This window comes from Sphingomonas sp. SP6 (genome assembly GCF_058313435.1).
Window position 1 is genome coordinate 437,377 of sequence record NZ_JBZFLG010000003.1, and the last position, 25,823, is coordinate 463,199.

Here is a 25,823-nt window from a genome sequence, read left to right on the forward strand (position 1 = left end):
GCTATTCGCGACCGGGGACAGGGGATGGCTTGCGATGAACACGCTTGAACGCCGGATGCTCGATCTGCTGGTCGAAGGTCGCGAGCGCTACGGGATCCTGGCGGTCAAGGCCGAGTTCGAGGCGGAGGGGACGCGCACCGACGAGCTGCTGCGCCTGCTCGAGATCGCGCGGCGCGCGGGGGTGAAGGTCGGGGTCAAGATCGGCGGGTGCGAGGCGATCCGCGATCTGCTCGAATGCCGGCAGTTCGGGGTCGACTACGTGATCGCGCCGATGGTCGAGACGCCCTATGCGCTCGGCAAGTTCGTCGCCGCGCGCGACAAGGTGTTCGCCGAGGACGAGCGCGCCGACATCGGCTTCCTCTTCAACGTCGAGACGGTGACGACCTACGGCAACCTCGTCGCGATGGCGGACGTCGCCGGGCCGGCGGGCGTCGGCATGGTGTTCGGGCGGGTCGATTTCGCCGGCTCGCTCGGGTTCGAGCGCAGCTTCATCAATTCGTCCGAGATGACCAATTACGTCAGCGCGGTGGCGATGATGGCGGCGGCGCACCGCGTCGACATGGTGGTCGGCGGTGGCGTCAGCGCCGAGGCGATCCCGGCGCTCCGCGACATCCGCCGCACCAAGCTCGACCGGTTCGAGACGCGCAAGGTGATCTTCGACGGCGCGACGGTCGAGGATGGGCGGGTCGACAAGGGGCTGGCGCTGGCGATCGAGTTCGAGCTGGCGTGGCTCAAGAACAAGCGCGATTACTATCGCGCGGCGAGTGCCGAGGACGAGGTGCGGATCGCGATGATCGAGCAGCGTCGCCCCGCCCCCGCGATCCGCGCCGCGGCCTGAGCCGACCCGCGCCGTGGCCACGATGATTCGGGTCGCCGACCTGATCGCGCAGCTGCTCGTCGAGGGCGGGGTGCGCCACGTCTTCATGCTGACGGGCGGCGGCGCGATGCACCTCAACGATGCGCTCGGGCGCGAGCCGCGGCTGGGAAAGGTGTTCACCCACCACGAGCAGGCGGCGGCGATCGCGGCGGAGGCCTATGCGCGCCTCTCGAACGTCCCCGCCTGCGTCAACGTCACGACTGGGCCGGGGGGCGTCAACGCGCTCAACGGGGTGTACGGCGCCTACGTCGATTCGATCCCGATGGTGGTCGTCTCGGGGCAGGTGAAGCGGGAGACGATGATGTCGTCCTATCCGCTCCCCCTGCGGCAGCTCGGCGATCAGGAGATCGACATCGTCGCGATGGTCCGCGGCATCACCAAATACGCGGTGGTGCTGCGCGATCCGGCGGATGCGCGGCGCGTCGTCGAGAAGGCGCTGTGGCTGGCGCGGCGCGGGCGTCCGGGTCCGGTGTGGATCGACGTGCCGATCGATGTGCAGGGGGCGCTGGTCGATCCGGCGACGCTCGCAGCCTTCGATCCGCGCGACGCGGACCGCGCAGGCGAGGCGGCGAATACTGCCGGTGAGCTGGGGCTGCTCGAAGGCGCGGCGCTGGAGGCGGAGGTCTCGGCGATGCTGGGCGAGCTGCTCGCCGCCGAACGGCCGTTGGTGCTCGCGGGCTCGGGGGTGCGGCTGTCGGATACGCAAGGACAGTTCCTGGCGTTCGTCGAGCGGTTCGGCATTCCCGTCGTCACCGGCTGGAACGCGCATGACGCGATTCCTAACGATCATCCGATGTACGTCGGGCGACCGGGGACGGTCGGCGACCGCGGCGGCAATTTCGCGGTGCAGACCGCCGACTATCTGCTGGTACTCGGGTCGCGGCTGAACGTCCGGCAGGTCAGCTATAATTGGGCGTCTTTCGCGAAGGCCGCGCGCATCGCGATGGTCGATGTCGACGCCGCCGAGCTGGCCAAACCGACGCTCCATATCGACCGCCCGATCCACGCCGATCTGCGCGCCGTCTTCGCGGTCGCCGAGCGGCTGTCACCTGCGCCGGGCAACGCCTCCGCGCGCGCCGACTTCCTCGCGTTCAGCCGCGATCGTGCGGCGCGCTATCCGGTCGTCCTGCCCGAGTATCGCGACACCGACGGCGCGGTGAACCCCTACGTCTTCACCGAGGCGCTGTTCGATGCGCTCGACGAGGACGAGGTGATCGTCACCGGCGACGGTACCGCCTGCGTCACCGTCTTCCAGGCGGCGAACCTCAAGCGCGGGCAAAGGCTGTTCACCAATTCGGGCTGCGCCTCGATGGGCTACGACCTCCCCGCGGCGATCGGGGCGGCGCATGCGTCGGGCGCGAAGCGGGTGATCTGCCTCGCGGGCGACGGCAGCATCATGATGAACCTGCAGGAGCTGCAAACCATCGTCGGTACCAAGCTGCCGGTGAAGGTCTTCGTCCTCAACAACGACGGCTATCACTCGATCCGCCAGACCCAGCAGAATTACTTCGCCGACAACATCGTCGGCTGCGGTCCGGACAGCGGGCTCAGCTTCCCAGATTTCGCGCGGCTGGCGAACGGCTTCTCGCTCGCTTCGTCGCGGATCGCCGATCATGCGTCGCTCGCCGAGGGCATCCGTAACGCGCTGGCAAGCAATGGCCCGCATCTCTGCGAGGTGATGATCGACAAGGCTCAGCAATTCGCTCCCAAGCTCGCCAGTCGCCGGTTGGAGGATGGGACGATGGTGTCGCCGTCGCTCGAGGACATGGCCCCCTTTCTTCCGCGCGAGGAACTGGCCGCGGCGATGCGTCAGCCGGAGACCGTTCGATGACCGCCTGCGTCATCTTCGACCTGGACGGCACCTTGGTCGACAGCGCGGCGGTCTGCGTCGGCATCCTCAACGACATGCTGGCCGATCGCGGCAGCGTCCGGACGATCCATCCGGCGCTCGCCAAGCCGTGGCTCAGCCTGGGCGGCGCGCGGATGGTCGCGGCGCTGCTCGCCGAGGAGTGCGGCGATCCCGAACTCGAGATCGTCGAGTTCCGCCGCCGCTACGCCGAGCGCCCCACCCCCGCCGCGAGCCTGTTTCCGGGCGTCCGCGACGGGCTGCACACGCTCGCCGCCGCGGGCAAGCGCCTCGCGATCTGCTCGAACAAGCCGCAGCATCTGTGCGACAAGGTGCTCGCCGATCTGGCGCTCGCGCCGCTGTTCGAGATCGTCGTCGGCGCGCGCGCGGGATATCGCCCCAAGCCCGCCACCGACCTGATCGATCTGACCCTGCTCCAGCTGCGCCGTCCCGCCGAGGACTGCCTCTATGTCGGCGACAGCGAGGTCGATCATGCGGCGGCGGCGGCGGCGGAGATGCCGTTCCGCTTCATGACCTATGGCTATGCCGAGCCGGGCTGGCGCCCCGAGGCGCTGATCCGCCACGACGCCTTTGCCGAGCTGGTCGCCGGCATCCTGGGCGACCTGCCCGACGCGCGGCGCACCGCCGCCGCGGCGTGAGCATGTCCAGAGCTGGGCTTGATCCCGCGGCGCTTCGGGCGCTCGCGGCGACCGACGCGCGCATCGTCGTCACCGGCGCGGGCGGCTGGCTGGGGCTGGCGACGCTGGAGCTGCTGCGGGACGCGCTGGGCGAGGCGTTCGACGCGCGCGTCGTCGCGTTCGGATCGAGCGCGCGGACCTTGCGGCTGCGCGACGGTGCGGTCGAGCAGCGCCCGCTTACCGAGCTGGGGGCGCTGCCCCCTGCCCCGACCTGGGTGTTTCACTACGCCTTCCTGACCAAGGACCGCGCCGCGACGATGGACGATGAGTCCTATGTCGCCGCCTGCGTTTCGATCCGCGAGACGGTGCTGGCGGCGCTCGCTCCGATCGGCGCGGAGGCGGTGTTCGTCGCCTCTTCGGGGGCGGCCGAACGCGCCGACGATCCGACGGCGGCGCGCGAGATGCGGCTCTATGGCCGGCTCAAGCGCGACGACGAAGCGGCTTTCGCGGCTTGGGCCGAGACGACTGGCAAGCGCGCGGTGATCACGCGGATCTTCAACCTGACCGGGCCGTACATCAACAAGCATGCCGCCTATGCGGTCGCGAGCTTCATCCTCGACGCGCAGGCCGGGCGCGTGATCGCCGTCCGCGCGCCGCGCGAGGTGATCCGCGGCTATGTCGCGATCCGCGAACTGGTGTCGCTCGCGCTGGCGCTGCTCGGCGAACGCGGGGCGACGCGCTTCGCGACCGGGGGCGCGCCGCTGGAGCTGGGTGAGGCCGCCCGCGCGGTGGCGGAGGCGCTCGGCGGCGAGGTCGACCGGGCGCCCGTCACCGACGCGAATGCTGACCGCTATGTCGGCGATGCGGCGGGTTATGCAGCGCTTCTGTGCCATTACGGGATTGCGCCGGTCGCGCTGGACCGGCAGATCGCCGAGACCGCGGATTATCTGCGCGAGGTAAGGGCATGATCGACGCGCAGCGCCCCGACCTGTCGGTCGTGATCCCATGCTACAACGAGGAGGAGAATGCCGAGGCGATCGCGCATGCGGTGATCGACGAGCTGACGCCGCTCGGGCTCAGCCTCGAGCTGATCTTCATCGACAATGATTCGACCGATCGCACGGTCGCGCTGATCAAGGCGATGTGCGCGCGCGATCCCCGCATCCGGCTGATCGTCAATACCCGCAACTACGGACAGATGCGCTCGCCGACCTATGGCATCTACCAGGCCCGGGGACGGGCGATCGTCGGCATGTGCGCCGATTTCCAGGACCCGCCCGCCTTGCTCCCCGAGTTCGTCCGCCGCTGGCGCGCGGGCGCGGACATCGTGCTGGGCGTGCGCGAGGCGGAGCGGACCGGACCCGTCAAAGGGGCGATCCGGCGGGCGTCCTATTGGCTCGCGCGCAATTTCGGCGACTATCCGATCCTGCCCAACGCCACCGGCTTCGGCCTCTACACGTCGCGTGTGGTCGCCGCGACGCGGGCGCTGAAGGAGCCCGAGCCGTTCTTCCGCGGGATGCTGGTCGAGACCGGCTATCCGTTGGAGACGGTCCCCTATCCGCGCCCGCCGCGCGCCGCGGGGCGATCGAAGAACACCGTGTTCGCGTTGTTCGACTTTGCGATGTCGGCACTCGCTGGGTCGTCGAAGAGGCTGCTTAGGGTTCCGATCTACCTCGGCGCGTTCGGCGTGCTGATGACGTTGGTGATGCTCGCGGGCGGCGTGACGGCGTTCTTCTCTGGCCGTCCGATCGCCGGCTGGTTCATCGCCGCGGTGGTGCAGGCGGAACTCGCCTTGCTGTTCGGCTTCCTCGGCCTGCTCGGCGACAACGTCCGCATCATCTCCGAACGGACCCGCGGCACCCCGCTCGTGCTCGAGCGCGAACGGGTGAATTTCGCGGACGAATGATGATTCCCCGCGCGCGCCTCCTCGAGCTGTGGCGCTATTATCAGGCGGGCGCGGTCAACACCGCGTTCGGACTGGGAGTCTATGCGCTGCTCGTCTGGCTGGGCGTCAACATCTACGTGGCGCAGACGATCGCCCACGCGACGGGCGCGGCCTTCAACTATCTCACCTACTCGCGTCACGTGTTCCGCGAGGCGGGCCCGGCCAAACTGCGCTTCTCCATCTCCTATGCCGCCAACTACCTGCTGGGTCTCGGCCTGCTGGCCGCCGTGGCGAGCGTCGTGCGCTCGCCCTATCTCGCGGGGCTGATCGCCGCCATCCTCCTGTCGATCGCCAACTATTTCGTCTTGAAATACTGGATCTTCCTGCGGACTGCGGTGTGATCTTCACGGGTCGCCCCGCCTCTCGGGAATATTGGCTCTGCCTGCCGACCATGGCGGCCTTCGGCTATGCGATCTGGTTCCTTGTGACCCACCGCTACCTGCCGCAGCCGTTCTCGCCCGATCCTGCCGGGACGGCGACCGACTGGTACTCGCTGACCCGCTGGTCCCGCCAGGCCGGTGCCTTCGAGATCGAGCGGACGATCTACCCGCCGCTCTCGTTCGTGCTGATGCGGGTGTTCACCGAGCCGACGTGCTACGCTCCCGGCCTGCCGTCGGATCCGCGCGGCTGCGACGGGCTGGGCTTCGTCGCGCTGGTCGCGGTCTGGGCGATCGGTGGCGCGCTCACCTGGCTGACGTTCCGCAAGCTCGACCGGAGCACCGCCACTCCGCGCGCCGCCGCGATGACGTTCGGGTTGCCGATGCTCTATGCGCTCGAGCGCGGCAACGTCGTGATCTTCGCCTATCCCTGCCTGCTGCTGGGGTTCGGTCCGCTGCTGGCATCCGCGCGGCTCCGCTGGGTGTTCGCGGCGATCGCGGTCAACTTCAAGGTCTATCTGGTCGGCGCCGTCTTCGCACCGCTGCTCCGGCGCCGATGGGCAGCCGTCGCGGGCATGATCACCGCGACCATGCTGATCTATCTCGCGACCTGGGCGATGCTGGGGGAAGGCAGCCCAGCGCAGATCGTCCGCAACATCCTTCGATTCGCCGGCGCGTCGGGCGCGGCGGAGTCGCGCAACCTCTGGTATCCCGCAACGTATCAGCCGCTCGACAAGCTGCTGGCGATCGCATCGCCTGCGCTCGCTCCCGATCTGCCGATCCTCGCCGCGACGGTACTCACCCGGGGAGTGCAGACGATCCTCCTCGCCGCGGCGGCCGCGGCGTGGCTTCGGCCGAACGCCGTGGCGGGGCACCGCGTCGCGCTGCTCGCGGTCGCACTGGCGCTGAGCGCGTCGGAAGCCGGCGGCTACACCGAGATGTTCGTGCTGATGTTCGTGTTCATGGAGCCGATGCGCGGCCGCGCGCGGACGGCGGCGCTGCTGATCGCCTATCTGCTGTCGCTGCCGTTCGACGTCGCGCTCTGGGCGCTGCCACCGGAATCGAGGTGGAGCTGGCTTGGCGGGGTGCAGGTGACGCCGAGTTACGGCATCGGCGTGCTGACGCTGCTGCGGCCGGGGCTGACGATGGTGATGGCCGGGCTCCTCGCCGCATCGACGATTGCCGATGCCTGGCGAGCGCGGGCAGGATAGACGAACGCCCGCCGTTCCTGCTACGTTCACGCTCGCGATGACGCGCAAGATCATCCACGTCGACATGGACGCCTTCTTCGCCTCGGTCGAACAGCGCGACGATCCGACGCTGCGCGGCAGGCCGGTGGCGGTCGGTGGGTCGAGCGGGCGCGGCGTGGTGGCGGCGGCGAGCTACGAGGCACGCAAGTTCGGGGTGCGCTCGGCGATGCCGTCGGTCACCGCACTGCGGCGCTGCCCGGACCTGGTGTTCGCGCGCCCGCGGTTCGACGTCTACAAGGCGGTGTCGGCGCAGATCCGCGCGATCTTCCTCGACTATACGCCGCTCGTCGAACCGTTGTCGCTCGACGAGGCCTATCTGGACGTCACGCGGAACCTCAAAGGCCTGCCGAGCGCGGCGGCGACCGCCGAGCAGATCCGTGCGCGCATCCTCGCCGACACCGGGCTGACCGCCTCGGCGGGCGTGTCGTACAACAAGCTGCTGGCGAAGCTCGCGTCCGATCAGAACAAGCCGAACGGCCAATGCGTCATCAAACCCGGCGCAGGCGCGGCGTTCGTCGCCGCGCTGCCGATCGAGCGTTTCCACGGGATCGGGCCGCGCACCGCCGAGAAGCTGCGCGCGATGGGGATTGCGACCGGAGCCGACCTGCGCGACTTCGATCAGGCGACGCTGGAGGCCCGGTTCGGCAAAGCGGGGCGCTGGTTCGCGGCGATCGCGCGGGGCGAGGACGAGCGCGAAGTCCGCCCCAACCGCGTGCGCAAGTCTTCGGGATCCGAGACGACCTTCGCGCGCGATTCGACCGACGCCGCCGAGATCGAGGCGCGCGTCGCCGAGATGGCCGACGACGTGTGGGACTGGGCGGAGCGGACCTCGACTTCGGGCCGGACGGTGACGGTAAAGGCGAAGTACGCCGACTTTCGCATCGTCACGCGGAGCCGATCGGTCGGCGGGCTCGTGCCCGACCGCGCGACGCTCCACCGGATCGCGCGCGAGCTGATCGCGACGCTCTATCCGCTCGACAGGGGGCTGCGGCTCGTGGGCGTGACGATGTCGAACCTGGCGCCGATGACCGAGCCAGCCGAACTGCTGCTGGTGTGAGCATGTGGGCGGCGGCGACTCGGCATGCTAGGAAGACGACGTGAGCCGCACCGTCTTCCGCCACCGACTCGCCACCCGCGTCTGGCATTGGGTGAGTGCGATGTCTGTGATCATCCTGATCGGCTCGGGGCTGGGCATCTCGAACGCGCATCCGCGGCTCTATTGGGGCAAGTACGGCGCGAATTTCGACCACGCCTGGGCGCAGCTGCCGCGCTTCCCGGCGTGGCTGACGATCCCGGCGAACTACAATCTCGCGCTGTCGCGGCGCTGGCACCTCTTCTTCGCGCTGGTGCTGGCGTTCGGGCTGCTCGCGTACATGATCGCGAGCCTCGTCAACCGGCACTTCCAGCGCGACCTGCGCGTGCGCGCGGGCGAGCTGACACCGGCGCATCTGGCGGAGGACGTGGGCGACCACCTCGCCTTCCGCTTCCACGATGCGGACGATCCGGGGCGCTACAACACGCTCCAGAAGCTCTCCTACGTCGCAGTGATCTTCGTCCTGCTGCCGTTGGTGATCCTGACCGGGCTGACGCTGTCGCCGGGGGTGGACGCGGCCTGGCCGTGGCTGCTCGATCTGTTCGGGGGACGGCAGTCGGCGCGGTCGATCCATTTCATCACGATGGCGGCGCTCAGCGGGTTTACCGTCGTCCACCTGGCGCTCGTCATCCTGGCGGGGCCGATCAACGAGGTGCGCTCGATGCTGACCGGGCGCTGGCGCGTGCCCGAGGCGGAGGCGGCGGAATGATCCTCGCGCGACGGAGCGTTCTTGCGGGCGGTATTCTCGCGGGGAGCGGGCTGCTCGCTGGCTGCGACAAGATCGCCGCCGATCCGACCGCGCGCGCGATCCTGTTCAAGGGCGAGGACATCCACCGGGGCCTCCAGCGCGCGCTCCAGATGGGGGACGCGCTCGCGCCCGAGTTCCGCGCGGATCAGTGCTCGCCGATCTTCCGCTCGAACGGGACGCGCAATCCGAACACCGCGGCCTACAACACGCTCGCCGCCGGGCAGTTCGCCGACTGGCGCCTGCAGGTCGGCGGCCTGGCCCAGCGCCCCTTGTCGCTGTCGCTCTCCGACCTCGGCCAATTCCCGCAGCGCGCCCAGATCACGCGGCACGACTGCGTCGAGGGATGGAGCGCGATCGCCAAGTGGCAGGGGCCGAAGCTCGGCGACGTGCTCAAGGCGGCGGGGATGCGCGACGCGGCGCGCTACATCGTCTTCACCTGCGCCGACCTTTACGGTGGCAAGCCCTATTACGAGTCGATCGACCTCGCCGACGCCTTCCACCCGCAGACGATCCTCGCCTGGGCGCTCAACGATCGGTTCCTCCCGGTTGCCAACGGCGCGCCGTGCCGGCTGCGGGTCGAGCGCCAGCTGGGCTACAAGCAGGCGAAATACCTGATGCGCATCGACGCGGTCGACCGGCTGCCCGGGCGCGGCGGCTATTGGGAGGACAACGTCGACTACGACTGGTACGCCGGCATCTAGAAATCGCCACAAGCGCTGCGTAGCGCTCGCGCATGGCCCTCATCGACCTCTTCCTCTCGCGCGCGGTGAAGCGCGGCACGCTCACCCTGCATCGTCCGGACGTCGCGACCCGCACGTTCGGTGCGGCTGACCCCGCCTTCCCGAACGTCACGCTCCGCTTCGCCGACAAGGGGGTCGGCCGCGCGATCGTCGCCGATCCGGGGCTCGGCGCGGCCGAGGCGTTCATGGACGGGCGGCTCATCATCGAGCAGGGCGACATCCGCGCGCTGGTCGAGCTGCTCACCGCCAACGATCCGTGGGAAGCGGGGCAGTCGAAGCTCGCCGCCTCGCGCGTCCGCCGCCTGGTCGAAGGCGCCGCGCACCGCTTTGGGCGGCGCAACATGGAGCGCGCGTCGAAGCAGAACGTGGCGCACCATTACGACCTGTCCGACCGGCTGTACGACCTGTTCCTCGACGCCGACCGGCAATATTCCTGCGCCTATTTCACCGATCCGGCGAACAGCCTCGAACAGGCGCAGGCCGACAAGAAGGCGCATATCGCCGCCAAGCTGCTGCTCGAGCCGGGGATGCGCGTGCTCGACATCGGCTGCGGCTGGGGTGGGATGGCGCTGTACCTCCATGCCAAGACCGGGGCGGAGGTGCTCGGCGTCACGCTATCGGAGGAGCAGCTCAAGGTCGCGCGTCGTCGCGCCGACGAGGCGGGTGTCGCCGACAAGGTCCGGTTCGAGCTGATCGACTATCGCCATGTGACCGGCGCCTTCGACCGGATCGTCTCGGTCGGGATGTTCGAGCATGTCGGGGTGAAGCATTACGGCGAGTTCTTCGCCAAGTCCCGCGAGCTCCTGACCGACGACGGCGTGATGCTGATGCACACGATCGGCCGGATGGGCGCGCCGGGCGTCACCGACAAGTTCACGCTGAAGTACATCTTCCCCGGCGGCTATAACCCCGCGCTGTCGGAGATCGTGCGCGGCTACGAAGGGCTGCGGCTGTTCCCCGGCGACGTCGAGGTGCTGCGGCTCCACTACGGGTGGACGCTCGACCATTGGTACGACCGGACGGTCGCGGCGAAGGACGCGATCGTCGAGCTCTACGACGAGCGCTTCTTCCGGCTGTGGACCTTCTACCTCGCCGGCGCAGGCGCGGCGTTCCGCAACGGCGGGCTGTGCAACTATCAGGTGCAGCTGGCGAAAAGCCGGACCGCGATCCCCGTGACGCGCGACTATATCGGCGAGGCCGAGGCACGCTTGCGCGGATAGGCGAGCGGTGCGATCCTCCTGCCGGGGATTTGGGGAGGGCGATATGCGGAGGTGGATGCTCGCGGCGGCGCTGGCGTTCGCGGGCGCGCCGGTCGCGGCGCAGACGACGACGGCGGATGAAGCCGCGGCGGCGCGCATCCTCGAAGCGAGCGGCCACCGGCTCGGCGACGTCGAGCCAACGGCCGCCGAACTCGCGCCCATCGTCGCCAAACTCTCGGGCGCCCGCGTCATCGGTCTGGGCGAGGTCACCCACGGCACGCACGAGGATGTCACGTTCAAGGCGCTGCTCTTCCGCGAGTTGGTCAAGGCTGGCGCGATCGACACGCTCGCGATCGAGGCAAACCGCGTCGCCGGGGTCGGCTTCGATCGCTATGTGCGGCAGGGCGTCGGCGATCCGGCGGCGGCGGTGATGTCGCCCTCGGCGTTCAAGATCTACAAGAACGACGAGTTCGCCGGCGCGCTGCTGTGGCTGCGCGCATGGAACCTCGCGCATCCCGAGCGGATGGTCGGCGTCATCGCGATCGACGATCAGGACGGCGCGGTCGACGCCACCTTCGCGCTGGACGTGATCGCGCGGCACGACGCGGCGCTCGCGGCCAAGCTGCGCGCGCCGTTCGGCGACATGATCCCCCCGCCCGGCGCGCCGCGGGTGCGTCCGTCGGACTGGATCGCGCAGCATGACGCCGCGGACGCCGCGCGACTCGTCGCGGCCGCGACGGCGCTCCGCGACGCTTTCGCCGCGCACCGGGCGGTGTGGCGGACCGATCCGGACTATCTCGAGGCCGCCTATGCCGCCCGATTGGTCTGGCAGAACGTCCAGATCTTCGAACGTGACGTGAAGGGGGCGGACCTCAAGAGCCTGCCGGCCGATTACTGGTCCCGGCGCGACCGTTTCATGGCGGCCAACCTGCTCGAACGGCTGGGCTCGACCCGAAAGGCGGCGCTCTGGGCGCACGACGATCATGTCCTGCACAGCTTCCCCGACACCTGGGTTGCGGAGGGCGCGACGGCGCTTGGAGTCGAGGTGCGCAAGGCGCTGGGCGCCGGATATCGAACGATCGGCTTCACCTACACGCAGGCGACCGTCACGGCGACTCGGGGCGACGGGAGCGATCTGAAGCAGGTCACGGGCACGCAGCACGACGTGCCGCTGTCGCTCGACAATGGGCGCGCGGAGTCGACCGGGCGGGTGATGGCGCGGTTGCCCGGCGAGGCGTGGTGGTTCGACACGGCTTCGCCCGTCGCCGATCCGGCGGCGCGCCGATGGCTGTCCCAGCCCAAGTGGTCGGGAAGCACCGGATGGATCGTCGATCCCGCGAAGTTCCAGACGGGGAAGCCCGAGGAGAACGCCTCGCCGCCCTTCATGGGCTTCGACGTGCTCGTCTGGTTCCGGACGATGACGCCGCAGCATCGCTGGCCCGTTGCCGCGGAGCCGTCCAAGCCTTAACGGCCCGGCGCATGGCAGATCATGGCATCAACAAGGTCGTCCTCGCTTACTCGGGCGGGCTCGACACCAGCGTCATCCTCAAGTGGCTCCAGCAGGAATACGGCTGCGAGGTCGTCACCTTCACCGCCGACCTCGGGCAGGGCGAGGAGCTGGAGCCGGCGCGAGAGAAGGCGCTGCGAGCCGGGGTGAAGCCCGAGCACATCTTCATCGACGATCTGCGCGAGGAGTTCGTCCGCGATTACGTCTTCCCGATGATGCGCGCCAATGCGCTCTACGAGGGGCTGTACCTGCTCGGCACCTCGATCGCGCGACCGCTGATTGCCAAGCGCCAGATCGAGATCGCCAAGCAGGTGGGCGCGGACGCGGTGGCGCATGGCGCGACCGGCAAGGGCAACGACCAGGTCCGTTTCGAGCTTTCGTATTATGCGCTCGCCCCCGACATCCGCGTGATCGCGCCGTGGCGCGAGTGGGATCTGACTAGCCGGACCAAGCTGATCGAGTTCGCCGAGCAGCATCAGATCACCGTGGCCAAGGACAAGCGCGGCGAATCGCCCTTCTCGGTCGACGCGAACCTGCTCCACACCTCGAGCGAGGGGAAGGTGCTGGAGGATCCGTGGGACGAGGTGCCGGACTATGTCTATTCGCGCACCGTCAACCCGGAGGATGCGCCGGACACGCCCGAGACGATCACGATCGATTTCGAGCGCGGCGACGGCGTGGCGCTCAATGGCGAGGCGATGTCGCCCGCGACGCTGCTGGCGGCGCTCAACGAACTCGGCCGCAAGCACGGGATCGGCAGGCTCGACCTGGTCGAGAATCGCTTCGTCGGCATGAAGAGCCGCGGGATGTACGAGACTCCGGGCGGGACGATCTACCACCTCGCGCACCGCGGGATCGAGCAGCTGACGCTCGACCGGGGTGCTGCGCATCTGAAGGACGAACTCGCGCCGCGCTACGCCGAGCTGATCTACAACGGCCTGTGGTTCACGCCAGAGCGCGAGATGCTCCAGGCGGCGATCGACCACAGCCAGCAGAAGGTCGCGGGGACGGTTCGGCTCAAGCTCTACAAGGGTAACGTGTCGGTGACCGGCCGGCGTTCGCCGAACTCGCTCTATTCGGAAAAGGTCGTGACTTTCGAGGACGATCAGGGCGCCTACGACCAGCGCGACGCCGCCGGCTTCATCAAGCTCAACGCGCTGCGGCTGCGGCTGCTTGGCCGTCGCGACCGCTAGCCCCTGGTGGGAGCGCCGCGCGGTCGCGGCGCTTCTCGCGTTCGCCTTCGCGATCCCGCTCGTCTGGCCGGCGATCCCGCCGCTGGCCGACGTGCCTTCGCACCTCGCGCGCTACCATATCGCGCTCGACGGGGTGCTGCGGGGGGCGTTCGACTATCGCTGGCGGCTGATCGGGAACCTTGGGGTCGATCTGGCGGTGGTCCCGCTCGCGCCGCTGCTGGGGGTGGAGCGCGCGGGGAAGCTGGTGATCCTGCTGATCCCGGTGCTGACCGTCGGCGGGATGCTCGCGGCCGCGCGGGCGGCGCACGGGCGGGTGCCGCCGACCGCGCTGTTCGCGCTGCCGCTGGCGCTCGGCTGGCCGTTCCAGCTCGGCTTCGTCAACTTCTGCCTGGCGATGGCACTGGCCTTCTGGCTGCTGGCCGGGTGGATCGCGATGGCGGAGCGGCCAAGGCTGCGCGCGGCCTTGGCGGTCCCCGCGTCCTGGGCGATCTGGATCTCGCACAGCTTCGCCTGGGGGCTGGCGGGGCTGATGGCGTTCGGGGCGGAGGTCGCGCTCCAGCGGCGGCGCGGCGGATCGTGGCCGCGCACGCTGGCGATGGCGCCGCTCCACGCGCTGGCGCTCGCCACCCCGGTGCTGGCGATGGTCGGAACCGGCGCGACCTCGGCCGCGAGTTCGAGCGGGTTCAGCTGGGTGTCCAAGCTCGCCTCGGCGGAGACGTCGCTGCGCGACCACTGGCTGGTCCTCGACCTCGCCTCCCTGCTGTTGCTTGCGGGAGTGCTGGTGTTCGCTGGCGCCCACCGCACGCTGCGATTCGACGCGGTGCTGGGAGCCCCGGCGGTGCTGGTCGCGGCGGCGTTCCTGGCGACGCCGGGGGTGCTGTTCGGCGCCGCCTTCGCCGACACCCGGATCGCGCCGTATGCGCTGGCGCTCGCCTTGCTGGCGATCGCCCCGCCGGCGAGCACCCGGCTGGCGCAGGGGCTCGCATGGACGGGGGCGGCGTTCGTCGCGGTCCGGCTGGCCGCCGCGACCGCGAGCCTGCTGATCGCCTGGACCGCCTTCGCGCGCGAGCTCCAGGCGCTCCCCGCGATCCCGCGGGGCGCGTCGGTCTATGCCGCCGTCCGTCACGACTGTACGGGAAGCTGGGACGACCGCCGGCTGGACCATCTGCCCTCGACCGCGATCCTCCGACGCGACGCCTTCACCAACGATCAATGGGTGATGACAGGCCAGCAGCTGCTCACGCTGCGCAAGAGCGGGGCGGCGCCGTTCGACCGCGATCCGTCGCAGCTGGTGAGCGACGCCCCGTGCCCGGCAGCGGCGATTGACCTGTTCGCCGCCATCGCGCGGCTTCCGCGTGCGCGGTACGATTATGTCTGGACGATCGGCTTCCCGCCGGGCCGGGTCCGCGACCCCGGGCTGACCCAGGTCTGGGCGTCTGACGCTTCCGCGCTCTATCGGATCGAAGGCCGTTCGGCGTTAACCAAGCCTTAGCCGCGCGTCCCGCATTGCCCAGCGCGCAACAATGCGGAAGCTTCCATGCCGGGCCACAACAGCGTCGACGTCGCGATCATCGGGGCCGGTCCGGCCGGGCTGACCGCTGCCTATCTCCTGACGAAGGAAGGCTATTCGGTCGCGGTGATCGAGCGCGACCCGCGCTACGTCGGCGGGATCAGCCGCACCGTCGAGCACGAGGGGTTCCGCTTCGACATCGGCGGGCACCGATTCTTCTCGAAGTCGAAGGAGGTCGTCGACCTCTGGAACGAGATCCTGCCCGACGACTTCATCGAGCGCCCGCGGATGAGCCGCATCTATTACGAGGGCAGGTTCTACAGCTATCCGCTGCGCGCGTTCGAGGCGCTGTGGAACCTCGGCGTCTGGCGCTCGACCTTGTGCATGGCCAGCTTCGCCAAGGCGAAGCTGTTCCCCAAGCGCGACGTGAAGAGCTTCCAGGACTGGACGGTCAACGCCTTCGGGCACAAGCTGTTCTCGATCTTCTTCAAGACCTATACCGAGAAGGTGTGGGGCATGCCCTGCGACGAGATGAGCGCGGACTGGGCGGCGCAGCGCATCAAGGGGCTGTCGCTCTGGGGAGCCGTGACCGACGGGCTCAAGCGCTCGCTGGGGCTCAACAAGCGCCCCAACGACGGGATGCAGACCAAGACGCTGCTCGAGACCTTCCGCTACCCGCGGCTCGGCCCGGGCATGATGTGGGAGCGCGCGCGCGACAAGGTGATCGACCGCGGCGGACAGGTGTTCATGGGCGCCGCGCTCAAGCAGCTGCGCCACAACGATCTGACCGGGCGCTGGACCGTCGCCGCCGCGAACGGAGAGGCGACGCTGACGATCGACGCGGCGCACGTCATTTCGTCGGCGCCGATGCGCGAGCTGGCGTCGCGGCTCCATCCGGTGCCCGCGGCGCTGCCCGACGCGGCCGAGCTCAAATACCGCGACTTCCTGACGGTCGCGCTGTTCGTCCGCGCGCCGGACCTGTTCCCCGACAATTGGATCTATATCCACGATCCGCGGGTGAAGGTGGGCCGTGTGCAGAACTTCCGCAGCTGGTCGCCCGAGATGGTGCCCGACGCCGGGATCGCGTGCGTCGGCCTCGAATATTTCTGCTTCGAGGGCGACGGCCTGTGGTCGGCGGCCGACGACGAGCTGGTGGCGCTGGCGACGCGCGAGATGGCGACGCTGGGTCTGTGCGACCCGCGCCAGGTCGAGGGCGGCGTCGTCGTGCGGCAGGAGAAGGCCTATCCGGTCTATGACGAGGGGTATGCCGAGCGCGTCGCCCGTCTCGCGCAGGAGCTGGAAGCACGCTGGCCGACGCTCCACTGCGTCGGGCGCAACGGCATGCACCGGTACAACAACCAGGATCACGCGATGATGACCGCGATGCTGACGGTGAAGAACATCGTCGCGGGCAGCCGCGTCTACGACACCTGGGGCGTCAACGAGGACGCGGAGTATCACGAGAGCGGCACCGAGGGCGAGCGCGCCGCGCTGGCGAGCGTGCGCGAGGTGCCGGAGCGGCTGAAGGCGGCGTGACATCGTGAGCGTCTCGGCGGCTCACCCCCACCCTTCCCCCGACGCCGCGCGCGGTGGGCGCCATCCCCGTTCCGTTGGCAGAGGGAGGGAGGAGCGGATCGAGAGAAGGGGGCGGGTGGCGGCGCCGCTCACCCACACCATCCTCATCGGCTGGCTTCTCGCCGCCGCGGTCCTGTGCCTCGTCTCCTGGACCCGCATCGCTACCCTCGCCTTTCCCGACCCGGACGATGCCATGCGGCTGGCGCAGGTGCGCGATCTTCTCGCCGGGCAGAGCTGGTGGGACGTCGCTCAGCACCGGCTGAACGGGGGCGATTTCCAAATGCACTGGTCGCGGCTGGTCGATCTGCCGTTGGCGGCGGTGCTGATCGTCTGCGATCCCGTGTTCGGCCCTGCCGCGGCTACACGGATCGCGGTGACCTTCGTGCCGCTGCTCACCCTGCTCGCGGTGATGGCGCTCGGCGCGGTCCTCACCCGGCGGGTCGCGGGCGAGGAAGCGGCGAAACAATCGGTCCTGCTCGCCGCGCTGTCGGTGCCGCTCATCTACCAGCTCCAGCCGGTCCGGATCGATCACCACGGCTGGCAGATCGCCGCCGCGCTCGGCGCGGTGGTCGCGCTGTTCGGGAGATCCGACGCGCGATCGGGGGCGATCGCCGGCGGCTGCCTCGCCACGCTGGTGACGATCTCGCTCGAAGGGCTGCCGATCACCGCCATCGTCATCGCCGTCGCCCTGCTCGCCTGGGCCATCGATCCGACCCGGCGGGCGCAGGCGCTGGCGTTGGCGGCGGCGCTACCGACGGCCGTGACGCTGCTCCACGTCGCGACGCGAGGGCCGATGGTGTTCGCTCCCGCCTGCGACGCGATCGCGCCGGTCTGGATCGCAGGACTCGCGATCGCGTGCGGCGGCGCGGCGGCGGCGATCGCGGCCGCGCCGCGCCGCCTGGCGGTTCGCATCGGGGCGCTGGCGCTCGCGGGGGCAGCGGCGCTGGCGACCGTCAGGCTCGGCGCGCCGGTCTGCGCGAAGGGACCGTTCGCGACGCTCGATCCGCTCGTCTATCGCTTCTGGTACGTCAATGTCTCCGAAGGTTTGCCGGTGTGGGACCAGATCCCCGCCTGGGCGGCGATGACGGTCGGGCTGCCGATCTCTGGTCTGGTCGGCGCGGTACTGGCGTGGCGCGCGAGCACGGGCGAGGCGCGGACACGCTGGGCGATGCTGCTCGGCATCGCCGGCGCGGCGTTCGCGCTGTCCATCCTGGTGATGCGGACCGGCGCGACCGCCAACGCGCTGGCGCTTCCGGGCGCGGCCTGGCTGCTCCACCGTCTGCTGACCCGAGCGCGGGCGGTGGCGAGTACGGCCGGGCGCACGCTCGCGACCGCGGCCGCGTTCCTCGCGGCGACGCCCGGACTCGTCGCGGGCGCGGCGTTCGGGATGCGCGCCGCGCCGGTCGCCGCGCCGTCGGCTTGGCTCACCGGGGCCGTTCCGTGCGATCCGCCGCGCGAGATCCCGCGGCTGGCGGCGCTGCCGACCGCGACGCTGTTCGCGCCGATCGACCTCACCCCCGCGATTCTCGCGACGACGCCGCACCGCGCGATCGCGGGCGGCTACCACCGCAACGGCGCGGCGATGCACCGTGTGATCGCTGCCTATCTCGCGCCGCCGGAGGTCGCGCACGGGCTGATCGCGGCAAGCGGGGCCGATTATCTCGTCGGCTGCCCCGGCGCGAACGAGACCGAGCTGTACAAGCACGACGCGCCGAACGGGCTGTGGGCGCGGCTCGAGCGGGGGGAGCAATTCGCCTGGCTGACTCCGGTTGCGCTCCGGGGGACACACCTGCTCGTCTGGCGCATCGCCCGGCCCAAACAGCGCTTGTCCTGACGCCGCCCTGCCCTAAGAGCCTCCCGGGATGGCGCAAACGGGGCTAAGGTGGTGGCAGACGCGCCTGTTCGTCGCGGCGCTGACCCTCCTCGCCTGCGTCCCCCTGCTCTGGCCGGACATCCCCCCACTCGTCGACCTGCCCGGCCATATGGGGCGCTACCGCGTCCAGCTCGACTGGGACGCCTATCCTTGGCTGCGCCAATGGTACGAATTCCGCTGGCAGCTGATCGGCAATCTCGGGATCGACCTGCTGGTGATCCCGCTGGAGCACGTCCTTGGGCTCGAGCTCGCGGTCAAGCTGATCGTCCTGACGATCCCGGCGCTCACCGTATTCGGCCTGCTGTGGATCGCACGCGAGGTCCACGGGCGGATCCCGCCGCATGCCCTGTTCGCGCTACCCTTCGCCTACAGTTTCCCGTTCCAGTTCGGGTTCGTGAACTTCGCGCTGTCGATGGGATTGGCGCTGTGCCTGTTCGCCTGGTGGCTGCGGCTGGGACGGCAGCATCGCCTCGCTTTCCGGACGGCTGTGTTCCTGCCGCTCGCCTGCCTGCTCTGGGTCTGCCACACCTTCGGATGGGGGGTGCTGGGCGTGCTCGCCTTCTCGGCCGAGCTGATCCGGCAGCACGACAAGAAGCCCGACGGCTGGCTCGGCTGGCCGAAGGCGTGGGTGCGCGCCGGGCTCGGTTGTCTTCCGCTGGCGCTCCCGATCGCGCTGATGGTGTTCTGGCGATCGGGCGATCATGTCACCGGCGAGACCGGCGACTGGTTCAACTGGCATGCCAAGACGCAGTGGCTGACGATGGTGTTCCGCGACCGCTGGCTGGCGTTCGACATCGCCTCGACCGCGGTGATCGTGCTGGTGCTGGTCAACAGCGCGCGGGACCGGGCGACCGAATATTCGCGCAACCTGGCATTGTCGGCGGTCGCGCTGCTGGCGGTGTTCGTGCTGCTGCCCCGCGTCGTGTTCGGATCGGCCTATGCCGACATGCGCCTCGCGCCGTTCCTGGTCGCGGTGGCCGTCCTGGCGATCCGGCCCAAGGCGGCGATGAACGCCCGGCGCGCCAGCGCGATCGCCGCGATCGGCCTGGTCTTCTTCGTCGCGCGGATCGGCGCCACGACCTGGAGCTACGCGCTGTTCGACCGCAACTACGACCGCGAGCTCGCGGCGCTCGATCATGTGCCGGTCGGCGCACGGCTGGTGACCTTCTTCGGGCAGCCGTGCAGCAACCCGTGGATGATGTCGCGGATGGAGCATATGGCCGCGCTCGCGCTCGAGCGGCGCGCGGCGTATTCGAACGATCAATGGTCGATGCCGGGCGCGCAGCTGCTGACGGTGAAATACCGGGCGGCGCGCGGCTTCGCGCATGACCCGTCCGAGATCGTCACGCCTTTCCAATGCTCGCGCGAATGGTGGCGGCCGATCAACCGCGCGCTTCTCCAATTCCCCCGCGACGCCTTCGACTACGTCTGGCTGATCCGCCCGCCGTCGCACGATCCGCGGATGCTGCAAGGGCTCGTGCCGGTGTGGCGACGCGGGGCGAGCGTGCTCTACCGGGTCGATCACGCGGTCCCGCCGCCGGATTATGACCCGGCGACGATGCCCGCCCGCTTCTGGTAGCTCACCCCCGCTTGAACGGGGTCATCGTCTCCAGCACCGCCTGCTCGTGCTCGACCGCGTGGCGCTCGCGCATCAGGAAGTCCGCCACCGCTCGCCGGAACCCCGCGTCGGGAATGTAGTGCGCCGACCAGGTCGCCACCGGGGCATAGCCGCGGGCGAGCTTGTGCTCGCCCTGCGCCCCCGCCTCAACCGTGGCGAGCCCGCGCGCGATCGCGGCGTCGATCGCCTGATAATAGCACAGCTCGAAATGGAGGAACGGCACGTCCTCGGTACAGCCCCAATAGCGGCCGTAGAGCGCGTCCGCGCCGATCAGATTGAGCGCCCCCGCGATCGGCCGCCCGTCGCGCTCGGCGAGGATCAGCAGCACCCTGTCCCCCATCGTCTGCCCGAGCAACGGGAAGAACGAGCGGGTCAGATAGGGGCGGCCCCACTTCCGGCTGCCGGTGTCCTGGTAGAAGGCCCAGAAGGCATCCCACTCGCGCCGCCCGATCTGGGCGCCGGTGAGATGGCGGATCGTCAACCCCTCGACGGCAGCGGCGCGTTCCTTGCGGATCGCCTTGCGCTTGCGACTGGCGAGGGTGGCGAGGAAGTCGTCGAAGCTCGCGAAGCCGTCGTTCTTCCAGTGGAACTGCGTGCCCTCGCGGATCAGCCAACCCGCCGCCTCGAACAGCGGGACCTGCTTCGGCGCGACGAAGGTCGCGTGCGCGCTGGACAGGTTGTGCTGGTCGGTCACCGCCTCGATCGCGGCGATCAGCGCCGGCCCGGCGGTCTCGTCGCGAAGCAGGAGGCGTGGCCCCGGCACGGGCGTGAAGGGCGCGGCGACCTGGAGCTTGGGGTAGTAATTCCCTCCCGCCCGCTCCCAGGCGTCGGCCCAGGCGTGGTCGAAGACATATTCGCCCTGGCTGTGCCCCTTGGCGTAAGCGGGGGCGGCGGCGAGCGGGCGGCCGTCGTCGCCTTCGACCAGGATCGGGATCGGCTGCCAGCCGCTGCGCGCGCCGACGCTCGCGGACTCCTCCAATGCCGACAGGAAGGCGTGGCTGACGAACGGATTGGCCGCGCCCGCGCAGGCGTCCCAGTCGGCGGCGGGGATCGAAGCGACGCCGTCGGCGAGGCGGGCGGTGACGGAGGACATGCGGGGCTAACGTAGGGTCGGAGCGCCAAGGCTCAACCGTTCCCACCACCGTTCGTCCCGAGCGATGTCGAGGGACCATGTGTCTCGACTTCGCTCGGGACGAACGGAGCGGAAAGCCTCGTCACTCGACCTCGAAGATCGCGTCGACCTCCACCGCCGCGCCAAGCGGCAGGGCGGGGACGCCGACGGCCGAGCGCGCGTGCTTGCCCGCGTCGCCGAACAGCGCGACCATCAACTCGGACGCGCCGTTCGCCACCTTCGGCTGATCGGTGAAGTCGGCGGCGGAATTGACGAACACGCCGAGCTTGACGACGCGCCTGACCCGGACGAGGTCGCCGAGCGCCGCCTTGACCTGCGCGACCACCATCAGCGCGCAGCGCTGCGCGGCGTCCTGACCTTCCTCGAGCGACAGCGTTTCGCCGAGACGGCCGGTGACGACCTTGCCGTCCTTGAACGGCAGCTGCCCGGAGAGGTGGAGCAGAGTGCCGGCGAGCACGGTCGGGACGTAGGCGGCGACGGGAGCGGCGGCTTGCGGCAGCGTGAGGCCCAGCCGTTCGAGAGCGCGGTCGACGTGTTCGGTCATGCTTGAATCTCCTGTTCGTTGGTGGCGGGTTCGCCCGCGGCGAAGCGGGCGGTGATCCAGGGCAGCGCCTCGCGCCAGTCGTCGATCCGCGCGTGCGCGTCGGGCGCGGGCGGCACGCCAGGGGCGAGCGCGGGCTCGGCGACCATGTGGAGACGGTGGACCTGCGGCGCGTCCTTCGCGACCGAGCTATGGTGGTGCGGCAGGTCGTCGACGAAGACGGTGACCGGATTGCCGAACTCCTCGACGATCCGCGCGACCGGCCCGCCCTTGGGACCCTGGTTGCACTCGACCCGGTGTTCGATCCCGAACGCGGCGAGCTGCTCGATCCGCGCGGTGCGGCACTGGTCCTGGAGGTTGGTGAGGACGACGATGTCGGCCTGCTCGGCCAGCGACGCCAGCGCCTCGCGGGCATGCGGGACGAGCGTCTGGCGCCCCATCTGATCGGGGAAGAAGCCATCGAGAAAGCCGAACAGCTCGGTCGGCGCGATGGTGCGACCGTCGCGGCGGCGCATGTTCTTCATCAGCTCCCAGGACGAGGGCTGGAAATCGATCTCGTGCGCCTCGCCCAGCCAGTCGCCGAAATGGCGGACCATGTGGAGCAGCACCTCGTCGCAGTCGGTGATCAGCAGCGGCTTCACGATAACGCCTCCTGCGCCGCGACCAGCCGATCGGGCGTAGTGTCCAGCGCGTCGGCGCACGCCAGCAGATCCGGTTGATACGCCTGGAGGAAGCCCAAGACCGCGCCGAGCACCGCCGGGTCGCCCGCGCGCGTCCGCAGGTCGGCCGGGTCGAGCCCGGTCAGGTCGAGCAGCCGCCGCGCGCGGTCCGGATCGGACAGCGCCCAGGCAAGCGCCTCGAGCGCCAGCGTGTCGGCGTCTTTCGTGTCGGCGTTTGTGTCGCGGCGGAGCATCGCTTACCTTGCTGTCGGGATCGGTGGGAGTGAGTCAGCGCGTGGCGAAAAGGGTGCTCGTTGTCGAGGACAACGAACTCAACCTGAAGCTGTTCTGCGACCTGCTGCGCGCGCACGATTTCGCAGCGGAGCCCGTGCGCGACGGCCGCGAGGCGGTGGCGCGCGCCCGCGAGACGCGGCCGGACCTGATCGTCATGGACATCCAGATGCCCTACGTGACGGGCTACGAGCTGATCCTGGAGCTGAAGGCCGACGCCGAGCTGCGCGCGATCCCGGTGATGGCGGTGACCGCTTACGCCGGACGGGAGGACGAGGAGCGCATCCGTGCGGCAGGGGCGGAGGCATATGTGTCGAAGCCGATCAGCCTCGCGCGGTTCATGCAGGTGGTGAACGGGCTGGTTTAGGCCCCCAACTCCGCAAGCGCCGCCAGCAGCCGGTCGACCTCCTCGACCGTATTGTAGTGGCACAGCCCGACCCGCACCAGCCCGCCCGACTCCTCCAGCCCGAGCCGGGCGATCACCTCGACCGCGTAGAAATGGCCCGACCAGGCGAAGATGCCGCGGTCGGCGAGGTGCTGCGCCACCGCATCGGGGTGGTGCCCCGCGACGGTGAAGGCGAAGGTCGGGACGCGGGCGTTCATCGTCTCGGGTCCGTAGAGGCGGACGCTGTTGAGGCGCTTCAACCCCGCCAACAGGCGTTCGCCGAGGTCGCGCTCGTAGGCGGTGGCGGCTTCGAAGGCGGCGACGAGGCGGTCGCGGCGGGTGACGGCGCCGGGCGCGACTTCGCCGCCGAGCCAGGCGAGATAGTCGACCGTCGCGGCGAACCCCGCCTGCGCCTCGAACGAGGGGGTGCCGGTCTCGAACCGGTGCGCGCCTTCGGTCCCGGCGGGGCGGACCTTGTAGGCGCGGATGCGCTCGGCGAGGTCGGCGCGGCACCAGAGCAGGCCCAGATGCGGGCCGAACAGCTTGTAGGGCGAGCAGGCGAGCAGGTCGCAGCCGAGCGCGCGGACGTCGATCGGGAGATGCGGCGCGAGCTGGACCGCGTCGACATAGACCAAGGCGTCCGACCCGGCACGGACCGCGGCGATGATCGCGGCCAGATCGTTGACGGTGCCGAGCGCGTTGCTTGCGCCGCCGACCGCCACGAGGCGGGTGCGATCGCTCAGCAGCTCGGGCAGCCGATCGAGGCGGAGACGGCCGGTCACGGAATCGAAATCGAGCCAGCGGACCGTCATCGCGCGATCGGCGGCGACCTCCAGCCAGGGCGCGACATTGGCGTCGTGATCGAGCCGGGTCAGCACCAGCTCGTTGCCCTCGCCCCGGTCGCGGGCGAGCGCACGCGAGACGGCGAGGGTCAGCGAGGTCATGTTGGGGCCGAACGCGATCTCCTCCGCGGCCCCGCCCAGGAGGTCGGCGGCGGCGCGGTGGGCTTGGGTGGAGGCCGAGTCGGTCGCGACCGAGGTGGCGAAGGCGCCACCCGAATTGGCGGTGCCGGTGCGGAGGTGAGCGGCCATCGCGGCGATCGCGTCCTCGCACGCCTGGGTGCCGCCGGGCGCGTCGAAATAGACGCGGGGGCGGCCATCGTCGGTGACGTGGAGCGCGGGGAAGCGGGCGCGGACGGCGTCGATCGGGAAGGTCATGGGCCGGAGCCTACACCGGGTGGCGGCGCGCGGAAACGGCAAGAGCCGCGGGCGTGGGCGCCCGCGACTCCGGTTCGTTCTATGTGAGGCGGCGCGCCGCGGCGAAGCCGCCCTTCGACTGCCTGCCATGGCAGGCGCTCAGGACAGGATCGTCGGTCGTCGGCAGGCCAACGCCGGCCGCGCTTGGCGCCGCGGCGCGGATTAGCTGGCGCTAATCCGCTGCGCCAAGCTCACTTGATCTTGGCTTCCTTGAACTCGACGTGCTTGCGCACCTTGGGATCGTACTTGGTGAACGACAGCTTCTCGGTCTTGGTGCGCGGATTCTTCTTGGTGACGTAGAAGAAGCCGGTGTCGGCGGTGCTCACCAGCTTGATCTTGACGGTGGTCGGCTTGGCCATGAGCCCCAGTCCTTGCAAATCTCAAACGAAAAGAGCGGCGAACCCGTGCTCGCCGCTGTCAGACGGCGGCGCATGACGGAGGTGCCGCCCCGAGTCAAGATCGGGCGCGCGCGTTAACCGGATCGTGACCGCGATCGGCGACCATCGGCGCGACGAACGAGGGGGTGCGCGGTGATCGCAAACGGGATCGACGGCGTGAGAGCGGATCTGACGCGCCGGCTGGTCGCGCTCGACGGGCGCGGCGAAGCGCCCGGGCTCGCGGACGAGGTCGACGCGATCCGCAGCGTCGCCCGGCGGCATGGGATGATCCCCGCCGCAGTCGTGGCCGAGGCGCTGGAGGCGGCGCTGGGGCGCGGCGAGCATGGCCCGCTGATCCACGCCTGGTTGACGCTGCTTCGCGACGCGATCGCGAGCGAGCGGCAGGACCGCGCCGCCGCCGACAGCTATGCCGCTGCCTGCACGGTGCGGCTGGCGGGATAAGGCACTGAACACGAATCATATCCCGTTCGTGCCGAGCGAAGTCGAGGCGCCGCTCCAGCGGTGGAAGCCATCCCTCGCCTTCGCGCGAGACGATTGGACGTGGGAGCGGCTCGGGGGATCATGGACGCGCTGATGGCGGCGCTGGTGCTCGGCGCGCTGACCCAGATCGGTGACCGCACCCCGTGGCTCGCCGCGATCCTGGCGGACCGCTACCGTTCGCCCGGCACGCTGCTGGTCGCGGCGGCGGTGGCGCTCGCGGTCAACAACACGGTCGGCACGATCGGCGGCCTGCTCGTCGCCCGGCTGCTGACGCCGAACTCCAGCCTGCTGCTGCTGGCGCTGGCGCTGGTCCTCGCCGGGATCAGCGTCCAGGTGTCGAAGAAGAGTCCCGACCGGCTCGCCGGCTGGCGTCTCGGCGCGTTCGGGACGAGCGTGACGGGCCTCGCGATCATGGCGTTCGGCGACCGGATGCAGTTCGTCACCGCCGCGCTCGCCGCGCGGTCGACGCTCCCCTGGGCGGCCCCGATCGGGGCGACGCTGGGCGCACTGGCGGTGTGTGCGCCCGCGATCGTGCTCGGCGAGGCGAAATGGCAAGCGCTGCCGCTCAAGCCGGTACGGATCGCGAGCGGGGTGATCCTCGCCCTCGCGGGCGCGATCCTCGGCCTGTCGGCGATGCGGCTGATCGGATGAACATGGTCGGGAAAATCGCCGGATAGATTCCCGCGGGCCTT

26 protein-coding genes are annotated in these 25,823 nt (G+C 69.9%); 20 read left to right on the forward strand and 6 right to left on the reverse strand.

Annotated features, from left to right (window positions below; all coding sequences use genetic code 11):
* Positions 1-34: 34 nt before the first annotated feature.
* The 17 genes from AC4GYY_RS12290 (at position 35) to AC4GYY_RS12370 (ending at position 19,950) form a co-directional block, all read left to right on the forward strand.
* Positions 35-838, forward strand: a complete 804-nt coding sequence (locus AC4GYY_RS12290) for an aldolase/citrate lyase family protein (protein ID WP_491120867.1) — start codon at positions 35-37, stop codon at positions 836-838.
* Positions 839-860: 22 nt separating this feature from the next.
* Positions 861-2,708 (forward strand): thiamine pyrophosphate-binding protein, encoded by a 1,848-nt coding sequence (locus AC4GYY_RS12295; RefSeq protein ID WP_491121218.1) that lies wholly within the window; start codon positions 861-863, stop codon positions 2,706-2,708.
* A complete protein-coding gene (locus tag AC4GYY_RS12300; protein WP_491120868.1) occupies positions 2,705-3,382 on the forward strand; it encodes an HAD family hydrolase in 678 nt (225 codons plus the stop codon). Before AC4GYY_RS12295 ends, AC4GYY_RS12300 begins: the two co-directional genes overlap by 4 nt.
* A gap of 2 nt (positions 3,383-3,384) precedes the next feature.
* Complete coding sequence (locus AC4GYY_RS12305) at positions 3,385-4,329, forward strand: NAD-dependent epimerase/dehydratase family protein (RefSeq protein ID WP_491120869.1); 945 nt, start codon at positions 3,385-3,387, stop codon at positions 4,327-4,329.
* Entirely contained in the window at positions 4,326-5,267 is a 942-nt protein-coding gene (locus AC4GYY_RS12310; protein ID WP_491120870.1) for a glycosyltransferase family 2 protein, read from the forward strand. Before AC4GYY_RS12305 ends, AC4GYY_RS12310 begins: the two co-directional genes overlap by 4 nt.
* The gene (locus AC4GYY_RS12315; protein WP_491120871.1) at positions 5,264-5,647 is read left to right on the forward strand and encodes a GtrA family protein; all 384 of its coding nucleotides are present in this window, start codon (positions 5,264-5,266) and stop codon (positions 5,645-5,647) included. The genes AC4GYY_RS12310 and AC4GYY_RS12315 overlap by 4 nt, the downstream gene beginning before the upstream one ends.
* On the forward strand, positions 5,644-6,894 hold the full coding sequence (locus AC4GYY_RS12320; RefSeq protein ID WP_491120872.1) for a hypothetical protein: 1,251 nt from the start codon (positions 5,644-5,646) through the stop codon (positions 6,892-6,894). The genes AC4GYY_RS12315 and AC4GYY_RS12320 overlap by 4 nt, the downstream gene beginning before the upstream one ends.
* Before the next feature lie 37 nt (positions 6,895-6,931).
* Positions 6,932-7,990, forward strand: a complete 1,059-nt coding sequence (dinB, locus tag AC4GYY_RS12325; RefSeq protein ID WP_491120873.1) for a DNA polymerase IV — start codon at positions 6,932-6,934, stop codon at positions 7,988-7,990.
* A gap of 40 nt (positions 7,991-8,030) precedes the next feature.
* Positions 8,031-8,735, forward strand: coding sequence for a cytochrome b/b6 domain-containing protein (locus tag AC4GYY_RS12330; protein WP_491120875.1), 705 nt, complete (start codon positions 8,031-8,033; stop codon positions 8,733-8,735).
* Positions 8,732-9,475 (forward strand): molybdopterin-dependent oxidoreductase, encoded by a 744-nt coding sequence (locus AC4GYY_RS12335; RefSeq protein WP_491120876.1) that lies wholly within the window; start codon positions 8,732-8,734, stop codon positions 9,473-9,475. Before AC4GYY_RS12330 ends, AC4GYY_RS12335 begins: the two co-directional genes overlap by 4 nt.
* A gap of 32 nt (positions 9,476-9,507) precedes the next feature.
* Positions 9,508-10,734: a class I SAM-dependent methyltransferase gene (locus AC4GYY_RS12340; protein WP_491120877.1), complete on the forward strand. Its 1,227-nt coding sequence runs from the start codon at positions 9,508-9,510 to the stop codon at positions 10,732-10,734.
* A gap of 43 nt (positions 10,735-10,777) precedes the next feature.
* Positions 10,778-12,181 carry an erythromycin esterase family protein gene (locus AC4GYY_RS12345; protein ID WP_491120878.1) on the forward strand — a complete coding sequence of 468 codons (1,404 nt, stop codon included), beginning with the start codon at positions 10,778-10,780 and terminating at the stop codon, positions 12,179-12,181.
* Between the two features lie 11 nt (positions 12,182-12,192).
* On the forward strand, positions 12,193-13,413 hold the full coding sequence (locus AC4GYY_RS12350; protein WP_491120879.1) for an argininosuccinate synthase: 1,221 nt from the start codon (positions 12,193-12,195) through the stop codon (positions 13,411-13,413).
* The gene (locus AC4GYY_RS12355; RefSeq protein WP_491120880.1) at positions 13,394-14,905 is read left to right on the forward strand and encodes a hypothetical protein; all 1,512 of its coding nucleotides are present in this window, start codon (positions 13,394-13,396) and stop codon (positions 14,903-14,905) included. The genes AC4GYY_RS12350 and AC4GYY_RS12355 overlap by 20 nt, the downstream gene beginning before the upstream one ends.
* Positions 14,906-14,950: 45 nt before the next feature.
* Positions 14,951-16,459 carry an NAD(P)/FAD-dependent oxidoreductase gene (locus AC4GYY_RS12360; RefSeq protein WP_491120882.1) on the forward strand — a complete coding sequence of 503 codons (1,509 nt, stop codon included), beginning with the start codon at positions 14,951-14,953 and terminating at the stop codon, positions 16,457-16,459.
* Between the two features lie 115 nt (positions 16,460-16,574).
* Entirely contained in the window at positions 16,575-18,332 is a 1,758-nt protein-coding gene (locus tag AC4GYY_RS12365; protein WP_491120883.1) for a hypothetical protein, read from the forward strand.
* Positions 18,333-18,360: 28 nt separating this feature from the next.
* Complete coding sequence (locus AC4GYY_RS12370; RefSeq protein ID WP_491120884.1) at positions 18,361-19,950, forward strand: hypothetical protein; 1,590 nt, start codon at positions 18,361-18,363, stop codon at positions 19,948-19,950.
* 1 nt (position 19,951) lies between these two features.
* Here AC4GYY_RS12370 and AC4GYY_RS12375 read toward each other — a convergent pair whose 3' ends face one another.
* The 4 genes from AC4GYY_RS12375 to AC4GYY_RS12390 form a co-directional block, all read right to left on the reverse strand.
* Positions 19,952-21,082, reverse strand: a complete 1,131-nt coding sequence (locus AC4GYY_RS12375; protein ID WP_491120886.1) for a GNAT family N-acetyltransferase — start codon at positions 21,080-21,082, stop codon at positions 19,952-19,954.
* Between the two features lie 121 nt (positions 21,083-21,203).
* On the reverse strand, positions 21,204-21,665 hold the full coding sequence (locus AC4GYY_RS12380) for a RidA family protein (RefSeq protein ID WP_491120887.1): 462 nt from the start codon (positions 21,663-21,665) through the stop codon (positions 21,204-21,206).
* Complete coding sequence (locus AC4GYY_RS12385) at positions 21,662-22,303, reverse strand: HAD family hydrolase (protein ID WP_491120888.1); 642 nt, start codon at positions 22,301-22,303, stop codon at positions 21,662-21,664. The genes AC4GYY_RS12380 and AC4GYY_RS12385 overlap by 4 nt, the downstream gene beginning before the upstream one ends.
* The gene (locus AC4GYY_RS12390; RefSeq protein WP_491120889.1) at positions 22,300-22,575 is read right to left on the reverse strand and encodes a DUF3572 family protein; all 276 of its coding nucleotides are present in this window, start codon (positions 22,573-22,575) and stop codon (positions 22,300-22,302) included. Before AC4GYY_RS12390 ends, AC4GYY_RS12385 begins: the two co-directional genes overlap by 4 nt.
* A 41-nt stretch (positions 22,576-22,616) precedes the next feature.
* On the opposite strand from AC4GYY_RS12390, the gene AC4GYY_RS12395 reads away from it, so the two are divergent.
* Complete coding sequence (locus AC4GYY_RS12395; RefSeq protein WP_491120890.1) at positions 22,617-22,979, forward strand: response regulator; 363 nt, start codon at positions 22,617-22,619, stop codon at positions 22,977-22,979.
* On the opposite strand, the gene AC4GYY_RS12400 is transcribed toward AC4GYY_RS12395, so the two are convergent.
* Complete coding sequence (locus AC4GYY_RS12400; protein WP_491120891.1) at positions 22,976-24,214, reverse strand: cysteine desulfurase-like protein; 1,239 nt, start codon at positions 24,212-24,214, stop codon at positions 22,976-22,978. The two genes, AC4GYY_RS12395 and AC4GYY_RS12400, sit on opposite strands and share 4 nt — an antisense overlap.
* 230 nt (positions 24,215-24,444) lie before the next feature.
* Positions 24,445-24,612 carry a 50S ribosomal protein L33 gene (gene rpmG, locus AC4GYY_RS12405; RefSeq protein WP_491120892.1) on the reverse strand — a complete coding sequence of 56 codons (168 nt, stop codon included), beginning with the start codon at positions 24,610-24,612 and terminating at the stop codon, positions 24,445-24,447.
* 195 nt (positions 24,613-24,807) lie between these two features.
* Here rpmG and AC4GYY_RS12410 point away from each other — a divergent pair, with 195 nt between their 5' ends.
* Together AC4GYY_RS12410 and AC4GYY_RS12415 are read left to right on the forward strand one after the other, a co-directional pair.
* A complete protein-coding gene (locus tag AC4GYY_RS12410; RefSeq protein WP_491120893.1) occupies positions 24,808-25,092 on the forward strand; it encodes a hypothetical protein in 285 nt (94 codons plus the stop codon).
* A 99-nt stretch (positions 25,093-25,191) separates the two neighbouring features.
* Positions 25,192-25,782 (forward strand): TMEM165/GDT1 family protein, encoded by a 591-nt coding sequence (locus tag AC4GYY_RS12415; RefSeq protein ID WP_491120894.1) that lies wholly within the window; start codon positions 25,192-25,194, stop codon positions 25,780-25,782.
* Positions 25,783-25,823 lie beyond the last annotated feature (41 nt).

Coding starts and splice junctions, on each gene's coding strand:
- AC4GYY_RS12290 (WP_491120867.1), top strand. CDS start 35: ATGAACACGCTTGAACGCCGGATGCTCGATCTGCTGGTCGAAGGTCGC.
- AC4GYY_RS12295 (WP_491121218.1), top strand. CDS start 861: ATGATTCGGGTCGCCGACCTGATCGCGCAGCTGCTCGTCGAGGGCGGG.
- AC4GYY_RS12300 (WP_491120868.1), top strand. CDS start 2,705: ATGACCGCCTGCGTCATCTTCGACCTGGACGGCACCTTGGTCGACAGC.
- AC4GYY_RS12305 (WP_491120869.1), top strand. CDS start 3,385: ATGTCCAGAGCTGGGCTTGATCCCGCGGCGCTTCGGGCGCTCGCGGCG.
- AC4GYY_RS12310 (WP_491120870.1), top strand. CDS start 4,326: ATGATCGACGCGCAGCGCCCCGACCTGTCGGTCGTGATCCCATGCTAC.
- AC4GYY_RS12315 (WP_491120871.1), top strand. CDS start 5,264: ATGATGATTCCCCGCGCGCGCCTCCTCGAGCTGTGGCGCTATTATCAG.
- dinB (WP_491120873.1), top strand. CDS start 6,932: ATGACGCGCAAGATCATCCACGTCGACATGGACGCCTTCTTCGCCTCG.
- AC4GYY_RS12335 (WP_491120876.1), top strand. CDS start 8,732: ATGATCCTCGCGCGACGGAGCGTTCTTGCGGGCGGTATTCTCGCGGGG.
- AC4GYY_RS12340 (WP_491120877.1), top strand. CDS start 9,508: ATGGCCCTCATCGACCTCTTCCTCTCGCGCGCGGTGAAGCGCGGCACG.
- AC4GYY_RS12345 (WP_491120878.1), top strand. CDS start 10,778: ATGCGGAGGTGGATGCTCGCGGCGGCGCTGGCGTTCGCGGGCGCGCCG.
- AC4GYY_RS12350 (WP_491120879.1), top strand. CDS start 12,193: ATGGCAGATCATGGCATCAACAAGGTCGTCCTCGCTTACTCGGGCGGG.
- AC4GYY_RS12360 (WP_491120882.1), top strand. CDS start 14,951: ATGCCGGGCCACAACAGCGTCGACGTCGCGATCATCGGGGCCGGTCCG.
- AC4GYY_RS12370 (WP_491120884.1), top strand. CDS start 18,361: ATGGCGCAAACGGGGCTAAGGTGGTGGCAGACGCGCCTGTTCGTCGCG.
- AC4GYY_RS12375 (WP_491120886.1), bottom strand. CDS start 21,082: ATGTCCTCCGTCACCGCCCGCCTCGCCGACGGCGTCGCTTCGATCCCC.
- AC4GYY_RS12380 (WP_491120887.1), bottom strand. CDS start 21,665: ATGACCGAACACGTCGACCGCGCTCTCGAACGGCTGGGCCTCACGCTG.
- AC4GYY_RS12390 (WP_491120889.1), bottom strand. CDS start 22,575: ATGCTCCGCCGCGACACAAACGCCGACACGAAAGACGCCGACACGCTG.
- AC4GYY_RS12400 (WP_491120891.1), bottom strand. CDS start 24,214: ATGACCTTCCCGATCGACGCCGTCCGCGCCCGCTTCCCCGCGCTCCAC.
- rpmG (WP_491120892.1), bottom strand. CDS start 24,612: ATGGCCAAGCCGACCACCGTCAAGATCAAGCTGGTGAGCACCGCCGAC.